General features: G+C 40.1%; 40 protein-coding genes. All 40 read left to right on the forward strand.

Annotated elements, in window-relative coordinates:
• The first annotated feature begins 22 nt into the window (after nucleotides 1-22).
• Nucleotides 23-271 carry a 50S ribosomal protein L7ae-like protein gene (locus tag F4694_RS30330; protein ID WP_179603635.1) on the forward strand — a complete coding sequence of 83 codons (249 nt, stop codon included), beginning with the start codon at nucleotides 23-25 and terminating at the stop codon, nucleotides 269-271.
• Nucleotides 272-374: 103 nt separating this feature from the next.
• A complete protein-coding gene (gene rpsL / locus F4694_RS30335) occupies nucleotides 375-797 on the forward strand; it encodes a 30S ribosomal protein S12 (protein WP_034676061.1) in 423 nt (140 codons plus the stop codon).
• A 42-nt stretch (nucleotides 798-839) separates the two neighbouring features.
• Nucleotides 840-1310, forward strand: coding sequence for a 30S ribosomal protein S7 (gene rpsG, locus F4694_RS30340; RefSeq protein WP_179161264.1), 471 nt, complete (start codon nucleotides 840-842; stop codon nucleotides 1308-1310).
• Between the two features lie 47 nt (nucleotides 1311-1357).
• Nucleotides 1358-3439, forward strand: a complete 2082-nt coding sequence (fusA, locus tag F4694_RS30345; protein ID WP_179603636.1) for an elongation factor G — start codon at nucleotides 1358-1360, stop codon at nucleotides 3437-3439.
• A gap of 126 nt (nucleotides 3440-3565) precedes the next feature.
• Nucleotides 3566-4753 (forward strand): elongation factor Tu, encoded by a 1188-nt coding sequence (gene tuf, locus F4694_RS30350; RefSeq protein ID WP_179603637.1) that lies wholly within the window; start codon nucleotides 3566-3568, stop codon nucleotides 4751-4753.
• A gap of 731 nt (nucleotides 4754-5484) precedes the next feature.
• A complete protein-coding gene (gene rpsJ, locus F4694_RS30355) occupies nucleotides 5485-5793 on the forward strand; it encodes a 30S ribosomal protein S10 (protein WP_034676072.1) in 309 nt (102 codons plus the stop codon).
• Between the two features lie 39 nt (nucleotides 5794-5832).
• Nucleotides 5833-6459, forward strand: coding sequence for a 50S ribosomal protein L3 (gene rplC, locus F4694_RS30360; protein ID WP_179161261.1), 627 nt, complete (start codon nucleotides 5833-5835; stop codon nucleotides 6457-6459).
• Between the two features lie 29 nt (nucleotides 6460-6488).
• Nucleotides 6489-7112: a 50S ribosomal protein L4 gene (gene rplD, locus F4694_RS30365; protein ID WP_179161260.1), complete on the forward strand. Its 624-nt coding sequence runs from the start codon at nucleotides 6489-6491 to the stop codon at nucleotides 7110-7112.
• Nucleotides 7112-7396 carry a 50S ribosomal protein L23 gene (gene rplW / locus F4694_RS30370; protein ID WP_218895901.1) on the forward strand — a complete coding sequence of 95 codons (285 nt, stop codon included), beginning with the start codon at nucleotides 7112-7114 and terminating at the stop codon, nucleotides 7394-7396. Before rplD ends, rplW begins: the two co-directional genes overlap by 1 nt.
• Before the next feature lie 30 nt (nucleotides 7397-7426).
• Complete coding sequence (rplB, locus tag F4694_RS30375) at nucleotides 7427-8257, forward strand: 50S ribosomal protein L2 (RefSeq protein ID WP_179603638.1); 831 nt, start codon at nucleotides 7427-7429, stop codon at nucleotides 8255-8257.
• A 60-nt stretch (nucleotides 8258-8317) separates the two neighbouring features.
• Nucleotides 8318-8596 carry a 30S ribosomal protein S19 gene (gene rpsS / locus F4694_RS30380; protein ID WP_026574091.1) on the forward strand — a complete coding sequence of 93 codons (279 nt, stop codon included), beginning with the start codon at nucleotides 8318-8320 and terminating at the stop codon, nucleotides 8594-8596.
• A 17-nt stretch (nucleotides 8597-8613) separates the two neighbouring features.
• Nucleotides 8614-8955 (forward strand): 50S ribosomal protein L22, encoded by a 342-nt coding sequence (rplV, locus tag F4694_RS30385; protein ID WP_034676086.1) that lies wholly within the window; start codon nucleotides 8614-8616, stop codon nucleotides 8953-8955.
• Nucleotides 8956-8958: 3 nt separating this feature from the next.
• Nucleotides 8959-9615, forward strand: a complete 657-nt coding sequence (rpsC, locus tag F4694_RS30390; RefSeq protein WP_179603639.1) for a 30S ribosomal protein S3 — start codon at nucleotides 8959-8961, stop codon at nucleotides 9613-9615.
• Between the two features lies 1 nt (nucleotide 9616).
• On the forward strand, nucleotides 9617-10051 hold the full coding sequence (gene rplP, locus F4694_RS30395; RefSeq protein ID WP_034676090.1) for a 50S ribosomal protein L16: 435 nt from the start codon (nucleotides 9617-9619) through the stop codon (nucleotides 10049-10051).
• Nucleotides 10041-10241, forward strand: a complete 201-nt coding sequence (gene rpmC, locus F4694_RS30400) for a 50S ribosomal protein L29 (protein ID WP_034676094.1) — start codon at nucleotides 10041-10043, stop codon at nucleotides 10239-10241. The genes rplP and rpmC overlap by 11 nt, the downstream gene beginning before the upstream one ends.
• A gap of 22 nt (nucleotides 10242-10263) precedes the next feature.
• Nucleotides 10264-10527, forward strand: coding sequence for a 30S ribosomal protein S17 (gene rpsQ / locus F4694_RS30405; RefSeq protein WP_034676097.1), 264 nt, complete (start codon nucleotides 10264-10266; stop codon nucleotides 10525-10527).
• 41 nt (nucleotides 10528-10568) lie between these two features.
• Entirely contained in the window at nucleotides 10569-10937 is a 369-nt protein-coding gene (gene rplN / locus F4694_RS30410; protein ID WP_034676100.1) for a 50S ribosomal protein L14, read from the forward strand.
• A 35-nt stretch (nucleotides 10938-10972) separates the two neighbouring features.
• Nucleotides 10973-11281: a 50S ribosomal protein L24 gene (rplX, locus tag F4694_RS30415; protein WP_179603640.1), complete on the forward strand. Its 309-nt coding sequence runs from the start codon at nucleotides 10973-10975 to the stop codon at nucleotides 11279-11281.
• 28 nt (nucleotides 11282-11309) lie between these two features.
• On the forward strand, nucleotides 11310-11849 hold the full coding sequence (rplE, locus tag F4694_RS30420; protein WP_179603641.1) for a 50S ribosomal protein L5: 540 nt from the start codon (nucleotides 11310-11312) through the stop codon (nucleotides 11847-11849).
• A 24-nt stretch (nucleotides 11850-11873) separates the two neighbouring features.
• Complete coding sequence (locus F4694_RS30425; RefSeq protein WP_034676107.1) at nucleotides 11874-12059, forward strand: type Z 30S ribosomal protein S14; 186 nt, start codon at nucleotides 11874-11876, stop codon at nucleotides 12057-12059.
• Nucleotides 12060-12088: 29 nt separating this feature from the next.
• Nucleotides 12089-12487 (forward strand): 30S ribosomal protein S8, encoded by a 399-nt coding sequence (rpsH, locus tag F4694_RS30430; protein WP_045516527.1) that lies wholly within the window; start codon nucleotides 12089-12091, stop codon nucleotides 12485-12487.
• 31 nt (nucleotides 12488-12518) lie between these two features.
• Nucleotides 12519-13055 (forward strand): 50S ribosomal protein L6, encoded by a 537-nt coding sequence (gene rplF, locus F4694_RS30435; protein WP_179603642.1) that lies wholly within the window; start codon nucleotides 12519-12521, stop codon nucleotides 13053-13055.
• A 32-nt stretch (nucleotides 13056-13087) separates the two neighbouring features.
• On the forward strand, nucleotides 13088-13450 hold the full coding sequence (gene rplR, locus F4694_RS30440; protein ID WP_179603643.1) for a 50S ribosomal protein L18: 363 nt from the start codon (nucleotides 13088-13090) through the stop codon (nucleotides 13448-13450).
• A 25-nt stretch (nucleotides 13451-13475) separates the two neighbouring features.
• The gene (rpsE, locus tag F4694_RS30445) at nucleotides 13476-13976 is read left to right on the forward strand and encodes a 30S ribosomal protein S5 (protein WP_179603669.1); all 501 of its coding nucleotides are present in this window, start codon (nucleotides 13476-13478) and stop codon (nucleotides 13974-13976) included.
• 13 nt (nucleotides 13977-13989) lie between these two features.
• Complete coding sequence (gene rpmD, locus F4694_RS30450) at nucleotides 13990-14172, forward strand: 50S ribosomal protein L30 (protein WP_034676120.1); 183 nt, start codon at nucleotides 13990-13992, stop codon at nucleotides 14170-14172.
• 32 nt (nucleotides 14173-14204) lie between these two features.
• On the forward strand, nucleotides 14205-14645 hold the full coding sequence (gene rplO / locus F4694_RS30455; protein WP_034676123.1) for a 50S ribosomal protein L15: 441 nt from the start codon (nucleotides 14205-14207) through the stop codon (nucleotides 14643-14645).
• Complete coding sequence (secY, locus tag F4694_RS30460) at nucleotides 14645-15943, forward strand: preprotein translocase subunit SecY (RefSeq protein ID WP_179603644.1); 1299 nt, start codon at nucleotides 14645-14647, stop codon at nucleotides 15941-15943. The genes rplO and secY overlap by 1 nt, the downstream gene beginning before the upstream one ends.
• Nucleotides 15944-15999: 56 nt before the next feature.
• Nucleotides 16000-16650 carry an adenylate kinase gene (locus tag F4694_RS30465; RefSeq protein WP_179603645.1) on the forward strand — a complete coding sequence of 217 codons (651 nt, stop codon included), beginning with the start codon at nucleotides 16000-16002 and terminating at the stop codon, nucleotides 16648-16650.
• 281 nt (nucleotides 16651-16931) lie between these two features.
• On the forward strand, nucleotides 16932-17150 hold the full coding sequence (infA, locus tag F4694_RS30470; protein WP_034676129.1) for a translation initiation factor IF-1: 219 nt from the start codon (nucleotides 16932-16934) through the stop codon (nucleotides 17148-17150).
• 36 nt (nucleotides 17151-17186) lie between these two features.
• Entirely contained in the window at nucleotides 17187-17300 is a 114-nt protein-coding gene (gene rpmJ / locus F4694_RS30475; protein WP_000868344.1) for a 50S ribosomal protein L36, read from the forward strand.
• Nucleotides 17301-17323: 23 nt separating this feature from the next.
• Entirely contained in the window at nucleotides 17324-17689 is a 366-nt protein-coding gene (rpsM, locus tag F4694_RS30480; RefSeq protein WP_026565543.1) for a 30S ribosomal protein S13, read from the forward strand.
• A 21-nt stretch (nucleotides 17690-17710) separates the two neighbouring features.
• Nucleotides 17711-18100: a 30S ribosomal protein S11 gene (rpsK, locus tag F4694_RS30485; RefSeq protein ID WP_024027886.1), complete on the forward strand. Its 390-nt coding sequence runs from the start codon at nucleotides 17711-17713 to the stop codon at nucleotides 18098-18100.
• A 174-nt stretch (nucleotides 18101-18274) separates the two neighbouring features.
• On the forward strand, nucleotides 18275-19219 hold the full coding sequence (locus F4694_RS30490; RefSeq protein ID WP_045516506.1) for a DNA-directed RNA polymerase subunit alpha: 945 nt from the start codon (nucleotides 18275-18277) through the stop codon (nucleotides 19217-19219).
• A gap of 62 nt (nucleotides 19220-19281) precedes the next feature.
• Nucleotides 19282-19644, forward strand: coding sequence for a 50S ribosomal protein L17 (gene rplQ / locus F4694_RS30495; protein WP_179603646.1), 363 nt, complete (start codon nucleotides 19282-19284; stop codon nucleotides 19642-19644).
• A 372-nt stretch (nucleotides 19645-20016) separates the two neighbouring features.
• On the forward strand, nucleotides 20017-20856 hold the full coding sequence (locus F4694_RS30500) for an energy-coupling factor ABC transporter ATP-binding protein (RefSeq protein WP_179603647.1): 840 nt from the start codon (nucleotides 20017-20019) through the stop codon (nucleotides 20854-20856).
• The gene (locus F4694_RS30505) at nucleotides 20832-21698 is read left to right on the forward strand and encodes an energy-coupling factor ABC transporter ATP-binding protein (RefSeq protein WP_179603648.1); all 867 of its coding nucleotides are present in this window, start codon (nucleotides 20832-20834) and stop codon (nucleotides 21696-21698) included. Before F4694_RS30500 ends, F4694_RS30505 begins: the two co-directional genes overlap by 25 nt.
• Nucleotides 21695-22492, forward strand: a complete 798-nt coding sequence (locus tag F4694_RS30510) for an energy-coupling factor transporter transmembrane component T family protein (protein ID WP_179603649.1) — start codon at nucleotides 21695-21697, stop codon at nucleotides 22490-22492. The genes F4694_RS30505 and F4694_RS30510 overlap by 4 nt, the downstream gene beginning before the upstream one ends.
• Before the next feature lie 11 nt (nucleotides 22493-22503).
• Nucleotides 22504-23241: a tRNA pseudouridine(38-40) synthase TruA gene (gene truA, locus F4694_RS30515; protein ID WP_179603650.1), complete on the forward strand. Its 738-nt coding sequence runs from the start codon at nucleotides 22504-22506 to the stop codon at nucleotides 23239-23241.
• Between the two features lie 256 nt (nucleotides 23242-23497).
• Complete coding sequence (gene rplM / locus F4694_RS30520) at nucleotides 23498-23935, forward strand: 50S ribosomal protein L13 (protein WP_045516499.1); 438 nt, start codon at nucleotides 23498-23500, stop codon at nucleotides 23933-23935.
• Nucleotides 23936-23955: 20 nt separating this feature from the next.
• Nucleotides 23956-24348 carry a 30S ribosomal protein S9 gene (rpsI, locus tag F4694_RS30525; RefSeq protein WP_034676157.1) on the forward strand — a complete coding sequence of 131 codons (393 nt, stop codon included), beginning with the start codon at nucleotides 23956-23958 and terminating at the stop codon, nucleotides 24346-24348.
• Nucleotides 24349-24952: the final 604 nt, after the last annotated feature.

Below are 24952 nucleotides of genomic sequence, written 5' to 3' on the forward strand. Positions count from 1 at the left end.
GATACTTTGGAGGATATGATAAATGTCTTATGAAAAAGTATTACAGGCAACTAAGATTGTTATAGGAACTAAACAAGCAGTTAAAGTACTAAAGGATGGAACAGCGAGTGAGTTGATCATTGCAAGTGATGCTGGAACGAACGTAACGGCAGCTGCAGTGAAACTAGCTCAAGATTTGAACATCCCAATTATCTATGTTGACTCGATGAAAAAACTCGGGAAGGCATGTGGAATAGAAGTTGGTGCTTCAACTGTAGTAATTATCCGTTGAAAACTGTTTTTGTAGATAGATGATCTGCAAAAACTTTGTTTTTGCACAAAAATGAACCACCTGGATGTGTGGGCTTACAAATAATGAAGGGAGGAAAAGTAACATGCCTACTATTAACCAATTAGTGCGCAAGCCTCGTCAATCTAAAGAGGAAAAGTCAAAATCACCTGCGCTTAACAAAGGTTACAACAGCTTCAAAAAATCACAAACAAATGTAACTTCACCACAAAAACGCGGAGTATGTACTCGTGTTGGTACAATGACTCCAAAGAAACCGAACTCAGCGTTACGTAAATATGCTCGTGTACGTTTGACAAACGGTATTGAGGTGACTGCATACATTCCTGGTATCGGCCACAACCTTCAAGAGCACAGTGTTGTTCTTATTCGTGGAGGACGTGTAAAGGATTTACCGGGGGTACGTTATCACATCGTACGTGGTGCTCTTGATACGGCTGGTGTTAACAACCGTATGCAAGGTCGTTCTAAATATGGTACTAAGAGACCAAAAGCAGCTAAGAAATAAAACAGTTTAAATAGAAAAGCTTGTTTGAAAGGAGGAAATTAAATGCCACGTAAAGGTCCTGTAGCAAAAAGAGACGTGTTACCAGATCCACTTTACAATTCTAAATTAGTTACTCGTCTAATCAACAAAATGATGGTTGACGGTAAAAGAGGTAAATCACAAGAAATTCTTTATTCTGCATTTGAAACAATCCGTGAACGCTCTGGTAAAGAGCCGATGGAAATTTTCGAAGCAGCAATGAAGAATATCATGCCAGTACTTGAGGTAAGAGCACGCCGAGTAGGTGGAGCAAACTACCAAGTACCAGTTGAGGTACGTCCTGACCGCCGTACAACTCTTGGTCTTCGTTGGTTAGTAAACTATGCGCGTCTTCGCGGTGAAAAAACAATGGAAGAGCGTTTAGCAAACGAAATCATGGATGCAGCTAACAATGCTGGTGCATCTGTTAAGAAGCGTGAAGATACTCACAAAATGGCAGAAGCAAACAAAGCGTTTGCTCACTATCGTTGGTAGAATTACCTTTATTATAAAAACTTTCACACTAGAAAGGAGAAAGACCCATGGCAAGAGAGTTCTCCTTAGCAAACACTCGTAATATCGGTATCATGGCACACATTGATGCCGGTAAAACGACGACCACTGAGCGTGTCCTTTATTACACTGGTAAGATTCATAAAATCGGTGAAACACATGAAGGTGCTTCTCAGATGGACTGGATGGAGCAAGAACAAGAACGCGGAATCACTATTACTTCTGCAGCAACAACTGCACAATGGAAAGGTCACCGCGTAAACATCATCGATACACCAGGACACGTAGACTTCACAGTTGAAGTTGAACGTTCCCTGCGTGTACTTGATGGAGCAGTAGCTGTACTTGATGCACAGTCTGGTGTTGAACCCCAAACTGAAACTGTTTGGCGTCAAGCAACAACTTACGGTGTACCACGTGTAGTATTCGTAAACAAAATGGACAAAATCGGTGCAGACTTCTTGTATTCTGTAAGAACAATACATGATCGCTTGCAAGCGAATGCCCACCCAATTCAGTTACCTATTGGTGCTGAAGATGAATTCTCAGCAATCATTGACCTTGTGGAAATGAATGCAGTATTCTACAGTAATGACTTAGGCACTGATATTGAAGTGCGTGACATTCCTGAAGAACACCGCGCTCTTGCTGAAGAGTGGCACGAAAAGTTAGTTGAAGCAGTAGCAGAATTAGATGAAGAATTAATGGAAAAATACCTTGGTGGTGAAGAAATCACTAAAGAAGAGCTTAAAGCTGGTATTCGTAAAGGTACTGTTAATGTAGAATTCTACCCTGTTATTTGTGGATCTGCTTTCAAAAACAAAGGTGTTCAGTTAATGTTAGACGCAGTTATCGATTACCTTCCATCTCCATTAGATGTTCCTGCAATCAAAGGACACGCTGTTGATGATGAAGATGAAGCTGTTGAACGTCATTCAAGTGACGAAGAGCCATTCTCTGCTCTTGCGTTTAAAGTTATGACTGACCCTTATGTTGGTAAATTAACGTTCTTCCGCGTTTACTCTGGTACTTTAGAGTCTGGTTCATACGTTCAGAACTCTACTAAAGGCAAACGTGAACGTATCGGACGTATCCTTCAAATGCACGCAAATAGCCGTCAAGAAATCTCTAAGGTTTTCGCTGGTGACATTGCTGCTGCTGTAGGTTTGAAAGATACTACTACTGGTGATACTCTATGTGACGACAAAAACCCTGTTATCCTTGAGTCTATGCAATTCCCAGAGCCAGTAATCCAACTTTCTGTTGAACCTAAGTCTAAAGCTGACCAAGATAAAATGACTACTGCCCTACAAAAACTTCAAGAAGAAGATCCTACATTCCGTGCGCACACTGACCAGGAAACTGGACAAGTTATCATCGCTGGTATGGGTGAACTTCACCTTGATATCATTGTAGACCGTATGCGTCGTGAATTTAAGGTTGAAGCTAACGTAGGTGCTCCACAGGTTGCTTACCGTGAAACTTTCCGTGCTTCTGCACAGGTTGAAGGTAAGTTTGCTCGTCAATCTGGTGGACGTGGACAATATGGACACGTTTGGATCGAGTTCTCACCTAATGAAGAAGGTAAAGGATTCGAATTTGAAAATGGTATCGTCGGTGGTGTTGTTCCTCGTGAATACATTCCTGCTGTACAAGCTGGTTTAGAAGATGCGTTAGATCGTGGTGTTCTAGCTGGTTATCCACTAGTTGATATTAAAGCAAGATTATTTGATGGATCTTACCATGATGTTGACTCCTCTGAAATGGCGTTTAAGATTGCTGCATCAATGGCTCTTAAAAATGCTGCTTCAAAGTGTAAGCCTGTTATCCTAGAACCTATGATGAGGGTTGAAGTTGTAATCCCTGAAGAGTACCTAGGTGATATTATGGGTCAAATCACTGCACGTCGTGGACGCGTTGAAGGTATGGAAGCGCGTGGTAACGCACAAGTAGTTCGTTCACAGGTTCCACTTTCAGAGATGTTTGGTTATGCAACAGCACTTCGTTCAAGCACACAAGGTCGTGGAGTATTCTCTATGCACTTTGATCACTATGAAGAAGTACCAAAATCTGTTTCTGAAGAAATTATCAAAAAAAATAAAGGTGAATAATTGATTTTCACCTTTTAATAAAGTATAACTACTTATGTAACAATGGAAACTGTGAAATAAGGACAACCTATTTACAGTTTCCATATAATATACTTAACTTTTTTAAATTAAAGGAGGATTTTCCTAATGGGTAAAGCTAAATTCGACCGCTCTAAGCCACACGTTAACATTGGTACAATTGGTCACGTTGACCACGGTAAAACAACTTTAACTGCTGCAATCACTTCTGTTCTTGCTAAAACTGGTAAAGCAGAAGCTCGTGCATATGATCAAATCGATGGTGCTCCAGAAGAAAGAGAGCGTGGAATCACAATCTCTACTGCGCACGTTGAGTATGAAACTGACAACCGTCACTATGCACACGTAGACTGCCCAGGACACGCTGACTATGTTAAAAACATGATCACTGGTGCTGCTCAAATGGACGGCGGTATCCTAGTTGTATCTGCAACTGATGGTCCAATGCCACAAACTCGTGAGCACATCCTTCTTTCTCGTCAGGTAGGCGTACCTTACCTTGTTGTATTCATGAACAAATGTGATATGGTTGATGACGAAGAACTACTTGAATTAGTAGAAATGGAAATCCGTGATCTATTATCTGAATACGATTTCCCTGGCGATGACACTCCTGTTATCAAAGGTTCTGCTCTTAAAGCGTTAGAAGGTGACGCTGCATGGGAAGAAAAAATTTATGAACTAATGACTGCTGTTGATGAGTGGATTCCACAACCAACTCGTGACACTGACAAGCCTTTCATGATGCCAGTTGAGGATGTTTTCTCAATCACTGGTCGTGGAACTGTTGCTACTGGACGTGTTGAGCGTGGTGTAGTTAAAGTTGGTGACGTTGTTGAAATCGTAGGTTTCACTGAAGAGCCAAAATCTACTACTGTAACTGGTGTAGAAATGTTCCGTAAGCTTCTTGATTTTGCTGAAGCAGGAGACAATATTGGTGCATTACTTCGTGGTGTAGCACGTGAAGAAATCGAGCGTGGCCAAGTTTTGGCTAAGCCGAAATCAATCACTCCACACACAAAGTTCAAAGCACAAGTTTACGTTTTATCAAAAGAAGAAGGTGGACGTCATACTCCATTCTTCACTAACTACCGTCCACAATTCTATTTCCGTACTTCTGATATTACTGGTATCTGTAATCTTCCAGAAGGCGTAGAAATGGTTATGCCTGGTGACCACATCGAAATGACTGTTGAGCTAATCGCTCCAGTTGCGATCGAAGAAGGTACAAAGTTCTCTATCCGTGAAGGCGGACGTACTGTAGGTTCAGGTTCAATCACAACTATCACTGAATAATTTAATTATCAGTTATATAAGAAGCAGCTGGATGACGATCCAGTTGCTTTTTTTATTTGGAATATTTCATTTTTGCTGATTACTCCAACTGTTTTAAAAGTCGATGAAAGACAAATCCGCAGAAAATGCAGTGGGATTAGTCCTCCATAAGGGCGATGAAAGACAAATCTGCAGAAAATGCAGTGGGATTAGTCCTTCATAGGGATGATGAAAGACATATCTGCAGAAAATGCAGTGGGATTAGTCATGCATAAGGGTGATAAAAGACAAATCTGCAGAATATGTAGTGGGATTGGTCCTTCATAAGGGTGATGAAAGACAAATCCGTAGAATATGCAGGGATTAGTCCTTCATGCGGATCTCAATACTATTAGCAACCTCTGTCAATATAGATGCATTTATTCTAAATCGTGTTTCTACTATATATAAGAACAGTTAATATTCAAACAATAAAGCGTTAGTATAGGTTATTTCTGGAGAATGATAATAACTCTTGAAAATGTATAAACAGGCCGCTATAATAATAAAAGTGTGCTAAACGTAACCAAAAAGAAAATATAAAAAAAAGTTGCGTTTGCCTAATCTTTTATGTATAATAGACAATGTTGGTCTTTGACTGCGATGATGTGAAAGGTTGCTGACACACCCGGCCGCTTTGCCATGGCGAGTGTGTGGGAAATTTTCACTGAGAATGTCTATTTTTAAAATAGGCGAATAAAGGAGGGAAAATAATGGCAAAACAAAAGATTCGTATCCGTTTAAAAGCTTATGATCACAGAATTCTTGATCAGTCTGCAGAAAAAATCGTAGAAACAGCAAAGCGTTCAGGTGCAGCCGTTTCTGGTCCGATTCCACTACCGACTGAAAAGTCAATCTACACGATTCTTCGTGCGGTGCATAAGTACAAAGATTCTCGTGAACAGTTCGAAATGAGAACACATAAGCGTCTAATCGACATCGTTAACCCAACTCCACAAACGGTTGATGCGTTAATGCGTTTAGACTTACCATCTGGTGTTGATATCGAAATTAAACTTTAGTAAAAATAAATAACCAAAACTGTAGGAGGTGTGACTTAAATGACCAAAGGAATCTTAGGAAGAAAGATTGGTATGACTCAAGTATTTGCAGAAAACGGCAACTTAATTCCAGTTACTGTAGTAGAAGCTGCTCAAAACGTAGTTCTTCAAAAGAAATCGGTTGAAAGCGACGGTTACGAAGCTGTTCAAGTAGGTTTTGAAGATAAGCGTGAAAAGTTAGCTAACAAGCCAGAAAAAGGACATGTTGCTAAAGCAAACACTAATCCTAAGCGCTTCGTTCGCGAATTCCGCGGAGTGGACGTGACAGGATATGAAGTTGGTCAAGAAGTCAAAGTTGATATTTTCGCTGCTGGCGATGTAGTAGATGTAACAGGAATCTCAAAGGGTAAAGGTTTCCAAGGCGTAATCAAGCGTCACGGACAATCACGCGGCCCAATGGCTCACGGTTCACGTTATCACCGTCGTCCAGGTTCAATGGGACCTGTTGCTCCAAACCGTGTATTCAAAGGTAAATTATTACCAGGACGTATGGGTGGAGAACAAATTACTGTTCAAAATCTTGAAATTGTTAAGGTAGATGTTGAACGTAACTTACTATTAATCAAAGGTAACGTTCCAGGACCTAAAAAAGCATTATTAAAGATTAAAAGTGCGGTAAAAGCGTAATATCTTCATAAGAAAGGAGGAGCAAAAGAATGCCTAAAGTTTCATTATTTAACCAAAACGGATCACAAGTTGGTGAAATCGAACTTAATGAATCAGTATTTGGTATCGAGCCTAACCAACACGTATTATTCGAAGCGATTGTTATGCAAAGAGCTTCTTTACGTCAAGGAACTCATAAAGTAAAAGTTCGTTCTGAGGTACGCGGTGGTGGACGTAAACCATGGCGTCAAAAAGGAACTGGTCGTGCTCGTCAAGGGTCTATCCGTTCTCCACAATGGCGCGGAGGTGGTACTGTATTCGGTCCTACACCACGCAGCTACAGCTACAAATTACCTAAAAAGGTACGTCGCTTAGCGATTAAATCTGCACTATCTTCTAAAGTGTTAGAAGAGAATGTACTAGTATTAGAAAGCCTTGCTTTCGATGCTCCAAAAACAAAAGATTTCAAAACAGTATTAGGTGGTCTTTCTGTTGAGAAGAAAGCACTTATCGTTACTGCTGACCTTGATGAAAATGTAGCACTTTCTGCTCGTAACATTCCTGGTGTAACAGTTGTAACTGCTGACGGAATCAATGTTCTTGATGTAGTAAATCATGATAAATTAATCATGACGAAAGCTGCAGTTGAAAAAGTAGAGGAGGTGCTTGCATAATGGATGCACGCGATATCATTAAGCGCCCCGTTATCACTGAACGTTCTACTGACCTAATGGCTGAAAAGAAATATACGTTTGAAGTTGATGTGAGAGCTAACAAAACTCAAGTTAAAGATGCAATCGTTGAAATCTTTGGCGTAAAAGTTGAAAAAGTTAACATCATGAACTATAAAGGTAAATTCAAGCGCATGGGTAAATTCGGTGGTTACACAAACAAACGTCGTAAAGCAATTGTAAAACTAACTGCTGATAGCAAAGAAATCGAATTCTTTGAAGCATAATAAAAACTAACAAGAAGAGGAGGGAATAAAATGGCGATTAAAAAGTACAAACCTACCTCTAATGGTCGTCGCGGTATGACAGTTTCTGATTTCGCAGAAATCACAACTAGCACACCAGAAAAATCTCTATTAGCACCTTTAAAGAGAAAAGGCGGCCGTAATAACCAAGGTAAGTTAACTGTTCGTCATCAAGGTGGCGGCCATAAGCGTTCATACCGTATCATTGATTTCAAGCGTAACAAAGATGGCATTCCTGGACGCGTTGCCACTATCGAGTACGATCCAAACCGTTCCGCAAATATTGCATTAATCAACTATGTAGATGGTGAAAAGCGTTATATCCTAGCTCCTAAAAACCTAGTAGTAGGTATGGAAGTTATGTCTGGCCCTGAGGCAGATATTAAAGTAGGTAATGCATTACCATTAGCAAACATTCCTGTTGGTACAGTAGTACACAACATTGAGTTAAAACCAGGTAAGGGTGGCCAATTAGTACGTTCTGCTGGTACATCTGCACAGGTTTTAGGTAAAGAAGGAAAATACGTACTTGTACGTTTAAATTCTGGTGAGGTTCGTATGATTCTTTCTGAGTGCCGCGCAACAATCGGTCAAGTAGGAAATGAGCAGCACGAACTTATCAACATTGGTAAAGCAGGACGCTCACGCTGGTTAGGTAAACGCCCAACAGTTCGTGGATCTGTTATGAACCCTAACGATCACCCACACGGTGGTGGTGAAGGACGTTCACCAATCGGACGTAAATCACCAATGTCTCCATGGGGTAAACCAACTCTTGGATTCAAAACTCGTAAGAAAAAGAATAAATCCGATAAGTTTATCGTACGTCGTCGTAAAAAATAACGGGATTGAACTACGGTTCAAAGATAGAGCCGTAGAACAATCACGAAGGGAGGTTCATCCATGGGTCGCAGCCTTAAAAAAGGACCATTTGTTGATGATCATTTAATGGTTAAGATCGAAAAGTTAAATGAAACTGAAGGTAAGCAAGTTGTAAAAACTTGGTCACGTCGTTCTACGATCTTCCCACAATTTATTGGCCACACAATCGCTGTTTATGATGGTCGCAAACATGTGCCTGTATATGTTACTGAAGACATGGTAGGACACAAGCTTGGAGAATTTGCTCCAACACGTGCTTACAAAGGCCATGGTAATGATGATAAGAAAACCAGACGTTAAGAGAGGAGGGCATCCAAATGCAAGCTAAAGCTGTTGCAAGAACAGTTCGTATTGCTCCTCGTAAAGCACGTTTAGTCGTAGATTTAATTCGAGGAAAGCAAGTTGGTGAAGCGGTGTCGATTTTAAATCACACTCCAAAGTTTGCTTCTCCAATCGTTGAAAAAGTATTGAAATCCGCTATGGCAAATGCCGAGCACAATTATGAAATGGACGTTAATAGCTTGGTAGTAACACAAGCTTTTGTAGACGAAGGACCAACATTGAAACGTTTCCGTCCTCGCGCAATGGGCCGTGCAAGCCAGATCAACAAACGCACTAGCCACATCACAATCGTTCTATCAGAAAAGAAGGAGGGATAACCTGTGGGTCAAAAAGTAAATCCAGTCGGTTTGCGTATCGGAATCATCAAAGATTGGGAATCTAAATGGTACGCTGGTAAAGACTTCGCTGATCTTTTACACGAAGACCTTAAAATTCGTGAGTACATCACGAAGCGTTTGAAGGATGCTTCTGTTTCTAAAGTTGAAATCGAACGTGCGGCAAACCGTGTGAATGTAACAGTTCATACTGCTAAGCCTGGTATGGTTATCGGTAAAGGCGGTACTGAAGTTGAAGCACTTCGTAAAGCTCTAAATCAATTAACTGGCAAACGTGTTCACATCAACATTCTTGAAATCAAGAGAGCTGACCTTGATGCGAAACTAGTTGCTGAAAATATTGCTCGTCAATTAGAAAATCGTGTATCTTTCCGTCGTGCACAAAAGCAATCAATTCAACGTGCTATGCGTGCAGGCGCTAAGGGTATTAAGACAATGGTATCAGGTCGTCTTGGCGGCGCAGATATTGCTCGTTCAGAACAATATAGCGAAGGAACTGTTCCACTTCATACACTTCGCGCTGATATCGACTATGCTCATGCTGAAGCTGATACCACTTATGGTAAGCTTGGCGTAAAAGTATGGATCTATAAGGGAGAAGTCCTTCCTACTAAGAAGAAATCTGCGGAAGGAGGCAAATAATATGTTATTGCCAAAACGCGTTAAATATCGCCGTCAACACCGTGGGAAAATGCGTGGTAACGCTAAAGGTGGCACTGAAGTAACATTCGGTGAATTCGGCCTACAAGCAACTGAAGCTTCTTGGATCACTAATCGCCAAATCGAAGCCGCACGTATTGCAATGACTCGTTACATGAAACGTGGCGGTAAAGTTTGGATTAAAATCTTCCCTCACAAGCCTTATACTGCAAAACCTCTAGAGGTGCGGATGGGTTCCGGTAAAGGGGCACCTGAAGGCTGGGTAGCTGTTGTTAAGCCTGGTAAAGTAATGTTTGAAATTGCTGGTGTTTCTGAAGAAGTAGCACGTGAAGCACTTCGTCTTGCTATGCACAAACTTCCTGTTAAATGTAAGTTTGTAAAACGTGAAGAAATTGGTGGTGAATCAAATGAGAGCTAATGAAATTAAAGACCTTACCACTGCCGAAATTGAACAAAAAGTTAAATCTTTAAAAGAAGAGCTTTTCAACCTTCGCTTCCAATTAGCGACTGGACAACTTGAAAATACAGCTCGCATTCGTGAAGTACGCAAAGCGATTGCTCGCATGAAAACTGTGATTCGTGAAAGAGAAATCAGCGTTAACAAGTAATATTTGAGAGGAGGTTCACAGAATGAGTGAACGTAATCAGCGCAAAGTTTACACTGGACGCGTGGTTTCTGACAAAATGGATAAAACCATTACTGTATTAGTCGAAACTTACAAAAAGCATCCTCTTTACGGTAAACGCGTTAAGTACTCTAAAAAGTTTAAAGCTCATGATGAGCAAAATGAAGCAAAAATCGGCGATATCGTACGTATCATGGAAACTCGTCCGCTTTCAGCTACTAAACGCTTCCGTTTAGTTGAAGTTACAGAAAAAGCAGTTATTATTTAATTGTTCGGATTAATGCTCTATTCCGAAGGGAGGTTACACACATGATTCAACAAGAATCACGTTTAAAAGTTGCTGATAACTCTGGTGCTCGTGAGGTACTTACCATTAAAGTTCTTGGTGGTTCTGGCCGTAAAACTGCGGGTATCGGTGATGTTATCGTATGTACAGTGAAACAAGCAACACCTGGTGGCGTTGTTAAAAAGGGTGACGTTGTTAAAGCCGTTATCGTTCGTACGAAAAGCGGTGCTCGTCGACCTGATGGATCATACATTCGTTTCGATGAAAACGCATGTGTAATTATCAAGGATGATAAGAGCCCACGTGGAACTCGTATCTTCGGACCAGTTGCTCGTGAACTTCGCGATAACAACTTTATGAAAATCGTTTCCTTGGCTCCAGAAGTACTATAATTTAAATTCAATTGCCTTTAAGGAGGTGCTTACGAATGCATGTTAAAAAGGGTGACAAAGTAAGAGTTATCTCCGGTAAGGATAAAGGCAAAACAGGAGTAATCCTAGCAGCCTATCCTAAAGATAGCCGTGTACTAGTAGAAGGTGTTAACATCGTGAAAAAACACGCTAAACCTTCTCAAGTGAATCCACAAGGCGGAATTTTGAGCTTTGAGGCACCAATTCATGTATCAAACGTTATGCCTATCGACCCTAAATCTGGTAACCCAACTCGTGTAGGTTACTCAACGGTTGATGGTAAAAAAGTACGCGTAGCAAAATCCGGTGAAGTATTAGATAAATAGTCTAAATTTTAGAAGGGAGGTACAATAAGTGAACCGCCTAAAAGAAAAATTTGTAAAAGAAGTTACTCCTGCTCTTATGAGCAAGTTCAACTATAAATCAGTAATGCAAGTTCCTCAACTTGATAAAATTGTTATTAACATGGGTGTTGGTGACGCAGTAGCAAATGCTAAAGCTTTAGACAATGCTGTTGAAGAACTAGCTACTATTACAGGACAAAAGCCTGTAGTAACTCGTGCTAAGAAATCAATCGCTGGCTTCCGTCTTCGTGAAGGTATGCCAATTGGTGCAAAAGTTACACTTCGCGGTGAGCGTATGTACGAATTCTTGGATAAATTAGTTGCTGTTTCTTTACCTCGTGTTCGTGACTTCCGTGGTGTTTCTAAGAAATCATTCGATGGTCGCGGTAACTATACTTTGGGTGTTAAAGAACAATTAATCTTTCCTGAAATTGATTACGATAAAGTAAGCAAAGTTCGTGGTATGGATATCGTTATCGTAACGACAGCTAACACTGATGAAGAAGCACGTGAACTGTTAACTCAATTTGGAATGCCATTCCAAAAGTAATCGTTAAATAATGGAGGCGAAAACGTGGCTAAAAAGTCAATGATTGCGAAACAAAAGCGCACGCCTAAATATGCAGTACAAGAGTATACACGCTGCGAACGTTGTGGCCGTCCACACTCTGTATACCGTAAATTTAAGCTTTGTCGTATTTGTTTCCGCGAATTAGCGTACAAAGGACAAATTCCTGGTGTTAAAAAAGCTAGCTGGTAAAACCCAATTCTGGGAAGGAGGTAAAAATAATGGTCATGACAGATCCGATTGCTGATTTGCTTACTCGCATTCGTAATGCGAATATGGTGCGTCACGAAAAGTTAGAAGTGCCTGCTTCTAATATTAAAAAAGAAATCGCTGAGATCTTAAAGCGCGAAGGTTTCGTTCGTGATGTCGAATTTATCGAAGACAATAAACAAGGTATCATCCGTATCTTCTTAAAGTACGGTTCAAATAACGAACGTGTTATTACTGGTCTTAAGCGCATAAGCAAGCCTGGACTTAGAGTTTATGCAAAATCAACTGAGGTGCCACGTGTCCTTAACGGTCTTGGTATCGCTCTAGTATCAACATCAAATGGTGTTATAACTGATAAAGAAGCTCGTGCTAAACAAATTGGCGGAGAAGTATTAGCTTACGTTTGGTAATATAGTTTCTGAATGAATGGAGGTGCACTAAATGTCTCGCGTAGGAAAAAAACCTATTGAAATCCCTGCAGGAGTTACGGTTACTTTAAATAATAGTACCGTTACTGTTAAAGGACCAAAAGGCGAACTTACTCGCTCTTTTAATCCAGATATCGAAATTAATGTTGAAGAAAACCTTATTACAATCACTCGTCCATCTGACGTGAAAGAACACCGCGCATTGCACGGAACTACTCGTGCGGTAATCGCGAACATGGTTGAAGGTGTTTCCAAAGGCTTCGAAAGAAGATTAGAATTAATCGGGGTTGGATACCGTGCTCAAAAGCAAGGTAACAAGCTTGTATTAAACGTTGGATATTCTCATCCAGTTGAAATTGAACCAGAAACTGGTCTTGAAATCGAAGTGCCTGCTAATACAAAGATTACTATTAAAGGTACTGACAAAGAACGTGTTGGTGCATTAGCAGCCAATATTCGTCAAGTTCGTCCTCCAGAGCCTTATAAAGGTAAAGGAATTCGTTACGAAGGCGAATTTGTTCGTCGTAAAGAAGGTAAAACTGGTAAGTAATGCCGCATAGGTAAACGAAAGGAGTGACGTAAATGATTACGAAGCTTGACAAAAATGCTAGTCGCAAGAAAAGACATGCTCGTGTTCGTGCGAAACTTAGCGGTACTGCTGCTCGACCACGTCTTAATGTGTTTCGTTCTAACAAGCATCTTTATGCTCAATTAATCGATGACATGAGTGGAACTACATTAGCAAGTGCTTCTACTATGGAAAAAGATCTTAACCTTGAATCTACAAGTAATGTTGAAGCAGCTAAGTTGGTCGGAGAATTAGTCGCTAAACGTGCGGTAGAAAAAGGTATCACTGCTGTTGTCTTTGACCGTGGAGGATATCTTTATCATGGACGTATCCAAGCACTAGCTGATGCAGCCCGTGAAAACGGCTTACAATTTTAATAGACAAAGGAGGGACACATAAATGATACGTCGTATTGATCCAAACAAACTTGAACTAGAAGAACGCGTTGTAACGGTTAACCGTGTAGCGAAAGTTGTTAAGGGTGGTCGTCGTTTTCGCTTCACTGCTCTAGTAGTAGTTGGAGATAAAAACGGTCATGTTGGTTTCGGTACTGGTAAAGCTCAAGAAGTACCAGATGCGATTCGTAAAGCAATCGAAGATGCGAAGAAGAACTTAATCGAATTGCCAATGGTTGGAACTACTGTTCCTCACCAAGTTATTGGACGTTTTGGTGCTGGTGAAATTCTTCTAAAGCCTGCTTCTGAAGGTACAGGAGTTATCGCTGGCGGTCCAGTCCGTGCTGTTCTAGAATTAGGCGGAGTAGGAGATATCCTTTCAAAATCTTTAGGAACTAACACTCCAATTAATATGGTACGTGCAACGATCGATGGCTTAAAACAATTAAAACGTGCTGAAGACGTAGCCAAGTTACGTGGTAAATCAGTAGAAGAACTACTAGGGTAAGGAGGGAAATAAAATGGCAAACAAACTATTAATTACCCTCAACCGCAGCGTAATTGGTCGTCCTGAAGACCAACGCGCGACAGTTACTGCTCTAGGTTTACGTAAATTAAATCAAACAGTTGAGCACCAAGATAATGCTGCAATCCGCGGTATGATTACAAAAGTTGCTCACCTTGTAACAGTAAAAGAACAATAATTGATTGTTTTCTTTCATAAGGAGGTGCCAATATGAAACTTCATGAACTAAAGCCTGCTGAGGGTTCTCGTAAAGAACGTAAACGTTTAGGACGCGGTATCGGTTCTGGTCAAGGTAAGACTGCTGGTAAAGGTCATAAAGGTCAAAATGCTCGTTCCGGCGGCGGTGTCCGTCTTGGATTCGAGGGTGGTCAAACACCTTTATTCCGTCGTTTACCAAAACGTGGTTTTACAAACATCAGCCGTAAAGAATTTGCGATTGTAAACCTTGATGTTCTTAATCAGTTTGAAGAGGGTACAGAAGTTACTCCAGAACTTCTAATTGAAACTGGTCTAGTTAAGAACGAAAAAGCAGGAATTAAAATTCTTGCAAAAGGGAACGTAGAGAAAAAACTTACAGTTAAAGCTCATAAATTCTCCTCTACTGCCAAAGAAGCAATTGAAGCTGTAGGTGGAACTACTGAGGTGATCTAATGTTCCAGACAATCTCCAATTTTATGCGCGTGGCTGAAATTAGAAGAAAAATTATATTTACTCTTTTAATGTTAATCGTATTTCGACTAGGCAGTTTTATTCCTGTTCCGAATGTAAATGCTGAAATTTTGGCAGCACAAGATAAATTAAGTGTATTTGGGATCTTAAATACCTTTGGTGGTGGAGCGTTGCAAAACTTCTCCATCCTTGCTATGGGTATTATGCCTTACATCACTGCTTCCATTATTATTCAGCTTTTACAAATGGATGTAGTTCCGAAATTTACGGAATGGTCAAAGCAAGGAGACGCTGGACGTCGAAAGTTAGCTCAGTTTACACGATATTTCACAATTGTTCTCGGCTTTATCCAAGCCTTAGGTATGTCTTATGGCTTTAATAATATGGCGAGTGGTCAATTGATTAATAACCCAGGAATTGGTACTTATCTATTAATAGCGGTTGTTCTAACGGCTGGTACTTCATTTTTGATGTGGTTAGGTGAGCAAATTACTGAAAAGGGTGTTGGAAATGGAATTTCCATTATCATCTTTGCTGGTATTGTTGCAAGTATACCTAATACAGTGAATCAGATTTATGTACAGCAGTTTGAAAATGCTGGTGAGCAATTATTCCTCCGTATTGTTACGGTTCTTTTAATTCTCTTAGCAGTAATTGCGATTGTTGTAGGTACTATTTTCATTCAACAAGCAACAAGAAAAATTCCAATCCAGTATGCGAAACAAAGAGCTACTAACGGACGTAATGCAGGGGCACAACAATCCACTCATATGCCGTTAAAAGTTAATGCTGCTGGTGTTATTCCTGTAATCTTTGCAGTTTCCTTTATTGTAACGCCGAGAACTGTTGCCTCTTTTTTTCCAACTAATGATGTGACTCTTTGGATTACAAGGGTATTTGATTATTCCCACCCAATTGGAATGACTTTATATGCTGCACTGATTATTGCTTTCACGTATTTTTATGCATTTATTCAGGTTAATCCTGAACAAGCTGCTGAAAACTTACAAAAGCAAAGCGGCTATATCCCAGGTATTAGACCGGGCAGGAGTACACAGGAATACTTAACGCGCGTATTATATCGTTTAACCTTTGTAGGTGCTCTTTTCTTAACAGTTATTGCGATTCTGCCGATCATTTTTATTAATGTGGCGAATTTACCGCAATCAGCTCAAATTGGGGGAACAAGCTTGCTAATCGTGGTTGGTGTTGCACTGGATACGATGAAACAGCTTGAAGCGCAGCTAGTTAAACGTCATTATAAAGGCTTTATAAAATAAATGGTTTCGGGGACATATGTTCCCTAAACCAATAAATAGCACGAGGGGGAACACGTGTGAATTTAGTATTAATGGGGCTTCCGGGTGCTGGAAAAGGTACTCAAGCCGAACAAATCGTCGAACAATACGGCATCCCTCATATCTCTACTGGAGATATGTTCCGTGCAGCGATGAAAGAAGGAACAGAACTAGGATTAGAAGCTAAGTCTTTCATGGACAAAGGCGAACTTGTTCCTGATGAAGTAACAATCGGCATTGTTCGTGAACGGTTAAGTAAAGATGACTGTAAAAATGGCTTTTTACTTGATGGCTTTCCTAGAACGGTACCTCAAGCAGAAGCATTGGAAAATCTATTGTCTGATTTAGATAAAAAGATTGACTATGTAATTAATATAAATGTAGATAAAAGTATTTTAATGGATCGTTTGACAGGTCGTCGTATTTGTAAAGAATGCGGCTCAACATATCATTTAGTATTTAATCCTCCTGCAAAAGAGGGAACTTGCGACAAATGTGGCGGTGAGCTCTATCAAAGAGCAGATGATAATGCTGAAACAGTTCAAAATCGATTAGACGTCAACATCAAACAACAAGAACCATTGCTTACTTTCTATGAGACTAAAGGTTACCTGCGCACAATTGATGGCCAGCAAGATATTAATAAGGTATTTGCTGATATCCAGCAGTTGGTCGGGGACTTACGTTAATGGCCATTAGTTTATTCGTAGATCGACTCTCGAACATCTCTTCAATAAGCTTCAAAAGTATGTGGATGTAAATTGCTTTTCTATTGTACGGAGTATGTAGGACCGAGAGTTGGGCAAGACTTACATGTGGAATTTGAAATTCCATCCAATGTAGAATATACTTGCGGACAGAAGACGAACATTATGTTAATATTAAAAGGTTGCTATTGTTTTGTACGTAAGAAAAGTATTTGCGATACATTTTCGAATGTAATAATTGAAATGAGAAGGGAGACGAATTAATGGCCAAAGATGATGTTATTGAAATTGAAGGTAAAGTATTAGAAACTTTGCCAAATGCAATGTTTAAGGTAGAATTAGAAAATGGTCATACCGTGCTAGCTCATGTTTCTGGTAAAATCCGAATGCACTTCATTCGCATCCTTCCGGGTGACAAAGTTACTGTTGAGCTTTCTCCATATGACTTAACACGCGGAAGAATTACTTACCGCTTTAAATAGTTGCTTGCACTCCGTATTACTAAGGAGGTTAGGATAATGAAAGTAAGACCATCTGTTAAGCCGATCTGCGAAAAGTGCAAAGTTATCCGTAGACGCGGTAAAGTCATGGTTATCTGTGAAAACCCTAAACATAAACAAAAACAAGGTTAATCTTGAAGGAGGTGCGCTAACTAATGGCACGTATTGCTGGTGTAGATATTCCACGTGAAAAACGTGTAGTTATCTCTTTAACTTACATTTATGGTATTGGTAAAAATACTGCACAAAAAGTATTAGCAGAAGCTGGTGTTTCTGAAGATACTCGTGTGCGTGATTTAACAGAAGACGAATTAAACAAAATCCGTGATATCATCGACAAATTAAAAGTTGAAGGTGACCTTCGCCGTGAAATTTCTCTTAACATTAAGCGTTTAATGGAGATTGGCTGCTACCGCGGATTACGTCATCGTCGTGGTTTACCGGTTCGTGGACAAAACACGAAAAACAACGCTCGTACACGCAAAGGTCCTCGTAAGACTGTTGCGAACAAGAAGAAGTAATCGGCAAAGGAGGTTATTTAAATGGCACGTAAAACTAATACACGTAAACGTCGTGTTAAAAAGAATATTGAATCAGGTATTGCACATATCCGTTCAACATTTAACAATACAATCGTAACAATTACTGATGTACATGGTAATGCAATTTCTTGGTCTAGTGCTGGTGCGCTTGGTTTTAGAGGTTCTCGTAAATCTACTCCATTCGCAGCACAAATGGCTGCTGAGACTGCAGCTAAGACATCTATTGAACATGGTATGAAGACTTTAGAAGTTACAGTTAAAGGACCTGGTGCAGGTCGTGAGGCTGCAATTCGTGCGCTACAAGCTGCAGGTCTTGAAGTAACAGCTATTAAAGACGTTACTCCTGTTCCTCATAACGGATGCCGTCCACCAAAACGCCGTCGTGTTTAATTTTTCTGTATAGAATTTGTATCCCTGTCTATAATGGGATATGATACTAATATTTTCCGTTCATACAGAAGAATTATTCCAGTTGTTGTGCACAAAACGGGAACGTATACATGGGGGAATTTCGATTAGTAAATTACTAGTCGAGGTTTCGACGTTTTGAAGGAGGGTTATTTGATGATCGAAATAGAAAAACCAAAAATCGAAACGGTTGAGATCAACGATGATGCCAAGTACGGGAAGTTCGTCGTAGAGCCACTAGAGCGTGGATATGGTACCACTTTGGGTAACTCCTTACGTCGTATCCTTTTATCTTCACTCCCAGGTGCCGCTGTTACATCGATTCAGGTCGATGGGGTACTTCATGAGTTCTCAACAATTGAAGGCGTCGTAGAGGATGTAACATCCATCATATTAAACATTAAAAAATTAGCTTTAAAAATCTATTCTGATGAAGAAAAGACTCTTGAGATTGATGTTCAGGGTGAAGGTCCTGTTAAAGCTGGAAACATTACTCATGATAGTGATGTTGAAATTTTAAATCCAGATCTTCATATTGCTACATTGGCTTCAAGTGGACATCTTCGCATGCGTTTAACGGCTAAGCGTGGTCGTGGTTATACACCAGCTGAGCAAAATAAGCGTGAAGATCAGCCAATTGGTGTAATTCCAATTGATTCTATTTTCACTCCAGTTTCTCGTGTGTCCTATCAGATAGAAAATACTCGTGTGGGTCAAATGACAAACTATGATAAGCTAACGCTTGATGTTTGGACAGATGGAAGCACAGGGCCAAAAGAAGCTATTGCTCTTGGTTCAAAGATTTTAACTGAGCATTTAAATATTTTCGTTGGTTTAACTGATGAAGCTCAAAATGCTGAGATTATGATCGAAAAAGAAGAGGATCAAAAAGAAAAAGTCCTTGAAATGACGATCGAAGAACTTGATTTATCAGTTCGTTCATATAACTGCCTAAAGCGTGCAGGAATCAACACTGTTCAGGAACTAGCTAATAAAACTGAAGAAGATATGATGAAAGTTCGTAACTTAGGCCGCAAATCACTCGAAGAAGTGAAGGCGAAACTAGAAGAGCTTGGATTAGGCTTACGTAAAGATGACTAAATAGTTCATCTCTACTTTAAAACTAATTCGTTTAATGACTTCAACAAAGGAGGGAACCCTTCATGGCATACAGAAAGTTAGGACGCACAAGCGCACAGCGTAAAGCTATGCTTCGTGATTTAACTACAGATTTAATTATCAATGAGCGCATTGAAACAACAGAAACTCGCGCGAAGGAACTTCGTGGTACTGTTGAAAAAATGATCACTTTAGGCAAACGTGGTGACTTACATGCTCGCCGTCAAGCTGCTTCTTACGTACGTAATGAAGTTGCTGATGCTGAAAAAGGTCAAGATGCACTTCAAAAACTTTTCACTGATATCGCTCCTCGTTATTCAGAGCGCCAAGGTGGATATACTCGTATTATGAAACTTGGACCACGCCGCGGCGATGGTGCACCAATGGTAATTATCGAGTTAGTTTAATACCTTTAACAGACAACAAGGGCGCTGGACAGTTTAGTTACAAACTTGTTCTTGAGCCCTTTTTCTGTAAGATAAACTTTATATAACAAACGAACCAAGCCAAAAAGAGCGTTATGATGAGCGTGACCCTTATTAAGAAGGGCACTTGCAGGAGAATCCGATTTCTCCTTGGAAAGATGAATGTAAGCCTTTTACCTATCTTTTTCACGACTCGTCTAGCTCATGCACCTCCTCCCATTTCTTTTAAGAAATCCCGTTTAAACGGCAGAATTTACTCGTCATTCTGCCTGAGGGGCGAGGTGCAGGCTTTTTTTGTATTCTTCGAAGCTGGCATAGAAAAGTATGAATAGGTGAGTTGAGAGGAGAAGTTTTATGAGGGATTCAATTGTTTCTTTAAAGAATGTGTCTTTTCAATATGAGAACCAACCCAGCTATGCCCTTCAGGATGTAAGCTTTGACATCCATGAAGGTGAATGGTTAGCCATTGTCGGTCATAATGGATCAGGTAAATCAACTACGGCAAAGCTCTTAAATGGTTTACAATTTCCGCAGAACGGCGAAATTATTGTTTGTGGAATTAAATTAACAGAAGAGTCTATTTGGGAGATAAGAAAAAAATTAGGAATGGTCTTTCAGAACCCTGATAATCAGTTTGTGGGTACAACTGTGCAGGATGATGTGGCTTTTGGTTTAGAAAACCATGGAATTCCAAGGGATGATATGATCTTAAGGGTTGAAGATTCTTTAAAGAAAGTCAAAATGGACCATTTTCTTAATCAAGAGCCGCACCATCTATCCGGCGGGCAAAAGCAACGGGTTGCGATCGCTGGCGTTCTTGCCTTGAGACCTTCAATCATTATTCTTGACGAGGCAACATCGATGCTCGATCCGAAAGGCAGAGGGGAAGTCTTAGAAACAGTTCGAACTTTAAAGGAAGAGAAGTCTCTAACTGTCATCTCTATTACACATGATTTAGAAGAAGCAGCTAAAGCTGATAGAATTATTGTGATGAATCAAGGGAAAGTATATCGAGAGGGTAGTCCAGAGGAAATATTCTCAATGGATGATGAATTGATTCATCTTGGGCTAGATATACCTTTTTCTATTAAAATGAGTAATGCATTTCGTGAAAAAGGGATCGACTTATCGAAGCACTATTTATCGGAAGAAGAGTTGGTGAATGAGCTATGGACATTTCGCTCCAAAGTATAGAGTACCGTTATCAGGCTAACACTCCCTTTGAACGTTTAGCCATTAAAGATGTGTCTATTGAAATCCCAACAGGAACATATATGGCGTTAATAGGTCATACTGGTTCTGGAAAGTCTACAGTATTACAACATTTAAATGCCCTGCTGCTTCCAACTGAAGGAACCGTAGTGATTGGGGACCATAAAGTCAAAGCTAAGCAGAAAAATAAGAATTTAAGACAGATTAGACAAAAGGTCGGGATTGTTTTTCAATTTCCAGAGCATCAACTATTTGAGGAAACCGTTGAAAAAGATATTATTTTTGGCCCTATGAATTTTGGTGTTTCAGAGGCAGATGCAAAAGAAAGGGCTCGGCTTGCTTTACAACAAGTTGGGTTGTCCAAGGAGATATTAGAAAAGTCTCCCTTTGATTTGTCTGGCGGTCAGATGCGTCGAGTTGCTATTGCAGGAGTTCTTGCTATGGAGCCCGACTGTCTCGTTCTAGATGAGCCGACTGCTGGTTTAGATCCTCGTGGTCGCAAAGAGATTATGGATATGTTTTATTCACTTCATAAAGAGAGAAACCTTTCTACCATACTGGTAACTCATAGTATGGAGGATGCAGCTAAGTACGCTGACCAAATTGTTATTATGCAGCAAGGACATGTTGTAAAACAGGGAACACCTATTGAAATCTTTTCGTCCGTTTCTGAGCTAGTTGAAATGGGTCTAGATGTACCAGAAGTTGTCCGTTTTCAACGAAGTATAGAAGAAAAGCTGGGGGTTAAACTAGGGGCCACCTATCTTTCAATTGAGGAGCTTTCTTCTGCAGTTACAGAATTGTTAAGAGGTGCACCAGTATGATGGAAAAAATGATCATTGGGAGATATGTTCCTGCAGAAAGTCTAGTTCATCGAATGGACCCTCGGTCAAAGCTTATTATTATTTTCTTATTCGTATGTGTCATCTTTCTTGCAAACAACTTTTTTACCTATGCACTAATTGGTATTTATACTTTTTTAATGCTTGGCCTGTCTCGAATTCCCTTTCGTTTTTTATATGCTGGTCTAAAACCAGTTCTCTGGTTAGTGTTGTTTACTTTACTCTTACAAGTGTTCTTTACAAAAGAAGGAAGTTTATTGTATGAGTTTGGTCCAATAAAGATTTATGAAGAAGGAGTCAGACAGGGGATTTTTATTTCGATGAGATTCTTTTTCTTAATTTTGATGACCAGTTTGCTTACATTAACGACAACGCCAATAGAAATAACGGATGGGCTGGAAACCCTGTTAAACCCATTGAAAAAAGTCCGCTTTCCCGTACATGAAATGGCCCTAATGATGTCTATTTCATTACGGTTTATTCCAACCCTTATGCAAGAAACTGACAAGATTATGAAGGCACAAATTGCTCGAGGAGTGGAATTTTCAAGCGGTCCAGTGAAAGAAAGAATTAAAGCAGTCATTCCCTTACTAATTCCCCTTTTTGTTAGCTCTTTTAAGCGTGCTGAAGAGCTTGCCATTGCCATGGAAGCAAGAGGGTACCGTGGGGGCGAAGGAAGGACAAAATATCGTCTATTGAGCTGGAAACTTGCTGACACACTCCAACTTTTAATTCTCGCTATTCTTACGATTTTATTAATCCTATTACGTTCATAATGGAGCTTGAAATGAATCGATATAAATGCATTATTTCCTACGATGGTTCTGGATTCTCCGGATATCAGGTTCAACCTAATAAACGAACTGTTCAAAGCGAAATAGAGGCCGTCTTGGCTAAAATTCATAAGGGCAGCCATGTGAAAATTGCTGCTTCGGGAAGAACAGATGCTGGAGTCCACGCAAAAGGTCAGGTGATTCATTTTGAATCGCCATTGTCCCTTCCTGCAGAAAAGTGGGAAGTAGCCATAAATTCTATGCTGCCTGAGGATATATCCGTTATTTCTGTTGAAAAAGCGGATTCTACCTTTCATGCAAGGTTCGATGCCAGCGGGAAAGAATACCGCTATTTTCTATATCAATCCCAGAAAAGGGATCCATTTCAACGGAATTATGCTTTTCATTATCCTTTTCCTTTAAATTTAGCTTTGATGCGAAAAGCGTCTATTTATTTGCTTGGGACACATGACTTTTCTAGTTTTTGTTCAGCAAGAACAGAAGTAGAGGATAAGGTAAGAACGATTGAGACCATTGAATTATTACAAGACGGGGAACGTATTAGCTTTCGTTTCATAGGAAACGGATTTTTATATAATATGGTTCGAATTTTAGTAGGAACGTTAATAGAGGTTGGTTCAGGGAAGCGGCAGCCAGAGGAAATAGTGGAGATTCTAGAAAAAAAGGATCGCCGTTATGCTGGAAAAACCGCACCAGGACAAGGTTTGTATCTTTGGAAGGTATTTTATTAAAATAAAAAAAGTAAACAACTCATCCTAGTGTAACATTTTCTTGACTTTTAGCTCTAAAGAACTTATTATATTATATGGTTGTGTTTTTAATCCCACGATAAAGCCCCGGAAAGTCTTCATCGTGATTGAAAATATATGAACTTATAAATTGACCGCACAATGGCATTGTCGTTTATTCCCGGAACAGAACAAACGATAACCGCTTATGAAGGTGCGAAAAAATAATCTTTATGGATTTAAATTAGGAGGGAATTTCATGCGTACAACGTTTATGGCTAACGCCAACAATATCGAGCGTAAATGGTACGTGATTGATGCTGAAGGCAAAACTCTTGGACGTCTTGCTTCTGAAGTAGCAGCAATCTTACGTGGTAAAAATAAACCAACTTTTACACCACATGTTGACACTGGTGATCATGTTATCATTCTTAACGCTTCTAAAGTTGAATTAACTGGTAAGAAATTAACTGACAAGATCTACTACCGTCACACTATGCATCCAGGTGGTTTAAAAACTAGAACTGCTCTTGAAATGCGTACAAACTATGCTGAGAAAATGATCGAGCTTGCTGTTAAAGGTATGCTTCCAAAGAATTCTCTTGGCCGTCAAACGTTCAAAAAATTACACGTATATGCTGGCAGCGAACATCCGCACCAAGCACAACAACCTGAAGTTTACGAACTTCGCGGTTAATAAAGAGGGAGGGAATTAACTTGGCACAAGTTCAATATATTGGTACTGGTCGTCGTAAGAGCTCTGTCGCACGCGTGCGCTTAGTTCCAGGTACAGGTAAAATTACAATTAACGGACGTGACATCGAAGAATATATCCCATTTGCAGCTTTACGTATGGTTGTTAACCAACCATTAGTAGCTACTGAAACAACAGGCAGCTACGATGTTCTTGTAAACGTAAGCGGCGGTGGATATACAGGTCAAGCGGGCGCAATCCGTCATGGTATTGCTCGCGCATTACTTACAGTTGATCCTGAATATCGTCCGACATTAAAGCGTGCAGGTCTATTAACTCGTGACCCACGTATGAAAGAACGTAAGAAATACGGACTTAAAGGTGCGCGTCGTGCTCCTCAGTTCTCAAAGCGTTAATCTTCAAACTTTCAAAGGCTCTCAACCAATTTGGTTGGGGGTCTTTTTTATGTCCAGTTTTTCCTATAAAGAGACAGGATGAAAGACAAATCTCAAGAAGCGGTAGGAAGATATGTCCTTAACAGGCAGGATGAAGGACAAATCTCAAGAAGCAGCAGGAAGGTTTGTCCTTAAGAGGCAGGATAAAGGACAAATCTCAAGAAGCGGTAGGAAGATATGTCCTTAACAGGCAGGATGAAGGACAAATCTCAAGAAGCAGTAGGAAGGTTTGTCCTTAAAATGCAGGATGAAGGACAAATCTCAAGAAGCAGTAGGAAGGTTTGTCCTTAAAATGCAGTATGAAAGACAAATATCAAGAAGCAGTAGGCAGATTTGTCCTTAAGAGGCAGAATGAAAGACAAATCTTAAGAAGCGGTAGGCAGATTTGTCCTTAAGAGGCAGGATGAAAGACAAATCTCAAGAAGCGGTAGGCAGATTTGTCCTTAAGGGACAGGATGAAAGACAAATCTCAAGAAGCAGTAGGCAGATTTGTCCTTAAGAGGCAGAATGAAAGACAAATCTTAAGAAGCGGTAGGCAGATTTGTCCTTAAGAGGCAGGATGAAA

It is taken from the genome of Neobacillus driksii (assembly GCF_013409995.1).
In the GTDB taxonomy this organism is placed as follows: domain Bacteria; phylum Bacillota; class Bacilli; order Bacillales; family Cytobacillaceae; genus Neobacillus; species Neobacillus driksii.

Bases quoted from the DNA above. Each gene is read 5' to 3' on its own strand.
- infA (WP_034676129.1), top strand. From the start codon at position 16,932: ATGGCCAAAGATGATGTTATTGAAATTGAAGGTAAAGTATTAGAAACT.
- rplQ (WP_179603646.1), top strand. From the start codon at position 19,282: ATGGCATACAGAAAGTTAGGACGCACAAGCGCACAGCGTAAAGCTATG.
- rpsQ (WP_034676097.1), top strand. From the start codon at position 10,264: ATGAGTGAACGTAATCAGCGCAAAGTTTACACTGGACGCGTGGTTTCT.
- rplR (WP_179603643.1), top strand. From the start codon at position 13,088: ATGATTACGAAGCTTGACAAAAATGCTAGTCGCAAGAAAAGACATGCT.
- rplX (WP_179603640.1), top strand. From the start codon at position 10,973: ATGCATGTTAAAAAGGGTGACAAAGTAAGAGTTATCTCCGGTAAGGAT.
- tuf (WP_179603637.1), top strand. From the start codon at position 3,566: ATGGGTAAAGCTAAATTCGACCGCTCTAAGCCACACGTTAACATTGGT.
- rplM (WP_045516499.1), top strand. From the start codon at position 23,498: ATGCGTACAACGTTTATGGCTAACGCCAACAATATCGAGCGTAAATGG.
- rplF (WP_179603642.1), top strand. From the start codon at position 12,519: ATGTCTCGCGTAGGAAAAAAACCTATTGAAATCCCTGCAGGAGTTACG.
- rpsG (WP_179161264.1), top strand. From the start codon at position 840: ATGCCACGTAAAGGTCCTGTAGCAAAAAGAGACGTGTTACCAGATCCA.
- rpmD (WP_034676120.1), top strand. From the start codon at position 13,990: ATGGCAAACAAACTATTAATTACCCTCAACCGCAGCGTAATTGGTCGT.
- F4694_RS30505 (WP_179603648.1), top strand. From the start codon at position 20,832: ATGGACATTTCGCTCCAAAGTATAGAGTACCGTTATCAGGCTAACACT.
- fusA (WP_179603636.1), top strand. From the start codon at position 1,358: ATGGCAAGAGAGTTCTCCTTAGCAAACACTCGTAATATCGGTATCATG.
- rpsJ (WP_034676072.1), top strand. From the start codon at position 5,485: ATGGCAAAACAAAAGATTCGTATCCGTTTAAAAGCTTATGATCACAGA.
- rplN (WP_034676100.1), top strand. From the start codon at position 10,569: ATGATTCAACAAGAATCACGTTTAAAAGTTGCTGATAACTCTGGTGCT.
- rpsL (WP_034676061.1), top strand. From the start codon at position 375: ATGCCTACTATTAACCAATTAGTGCGCAAGCCTCGTCAATCTAAAGAG.
- rplD (WP_179161260.1), top strand. From the start codon at position 6,489: ATGCCTAAAGTTTCATTATTTAACCAAAACGGATCACAAGTTGGTGAA.
- rplC (WP_179161261.1), top strand. From the start codon at position 5,833: ATGACCAAAGGAATCTTAGGAAGAAAGATTGGTATGACTCAAGTATTT.
- rpsH (WP_045516527.1), top strand. From the start codon at position 12,089: ATGGTCATGACAGATCCGATTGCTGATTTGCTTACTCGCATTCGTAAT.
- rplW (WP_218895901.1), top strand. From the start codon at position 7,112: ATGGATGCACGCGATATCATTAAGCGCCCCGTTATCACTGAACGTTCT.
- rplB (WP_179603638.1), top strand. From the start codon at position 7,427: ATGGCGATTAAAAAGTACAAACCTACCTCTAATGGTCGTCGCGGTATG.
- F4694_RS30510 (WP_179603649.1), top strand. From the start codon at position 21,695: ATGATGGAAAAAATGATCATTGGGAGATATGTTCCTGCAGAAAGTCTA.
- rpsK (WP_024027886.1), top strand. From the start codon at position 17,711: ATGGCACGTAAAACTAATACACGTAAACGTCGTGTTAAAAAGAATATT.
- F4694_RS30330 (WP_179603635.1), top strand. From the start codon at position 23: ATGTCTTATGAAAAAGTATTACAGGCAACTAAGATTGTTATAGGAACT.
- rpsM (WP_026565543.1), top strand. From the start codon at position 17,324: ATGGCACGTATTGCTGGTGTAGATATTCCACGTGAAAAACGTGTAGTT.
- rpsS (WP_026574091.1), top strand. From the start codon at position 8,318: ATGGGTCGCAGCCTTAAAAAAGGACCATTTGTTGATGATCATTTAATG.
- rpmC (WP_034676094.1), top strand. From the start codon at position 10,041: ATGAGAGCTAATGAAATTAAAGACCTTACCACTGCCGAAATTGAACAA.
- rpmJ (WP_000868344.1), top strand. From the start codon at position 17,187: ATGAAAGTAAGACCATCTGTTAAGCCGATCTGCGAAAAGTGCAAAGTT.
- F4694_RS30500 (WP_179603647.1), top strand. From the start codon at position 20,017: ATGAGGGATTCAATTGTTTCTTTAAAGAATGTGTCTTTTCAATATGAG.
- rplO (WP_034676123.1), top strand. From the start codon at position 14,205: ATGAAACTTCATGAACTAAAGCCTGCTGAGGGTTCTCGTAAAGAACGT.
- truA (WP_179603650.1), top strand. From the start codon at position 22,504: ATGAATCGATATAAATGCATTATTTCCTACGATGGTTCTGGATTCTCC.
- secY (WP_179603644.1), top strand. From the start codon at position 14,645: ATGTTCCAGACAATCTCCAATTTTATGCGCGTGGCTGAAATTAGAAGA.
- rplP (WP_034676090.1), top strand. From the start codon at position 9,617: ATGTTATTGCCAAAACGCGTTAAATATCGCCGTCAACACCGTGGGAAA.
- F4694_RS30490 (WP_045516506.1), top strand. From the start codon at position 18,275: ATGATCGAAATAGAAAAACCAAAAATCGAAACGGTTGAGATCAACGAT.
- rplV (WP_034676086.1), top strand. From the start codon at position 8,614: ATGCAAGCTAAAGCTGTTGCAAGAACAGTTCGTATTGCTCCTCGTAAA.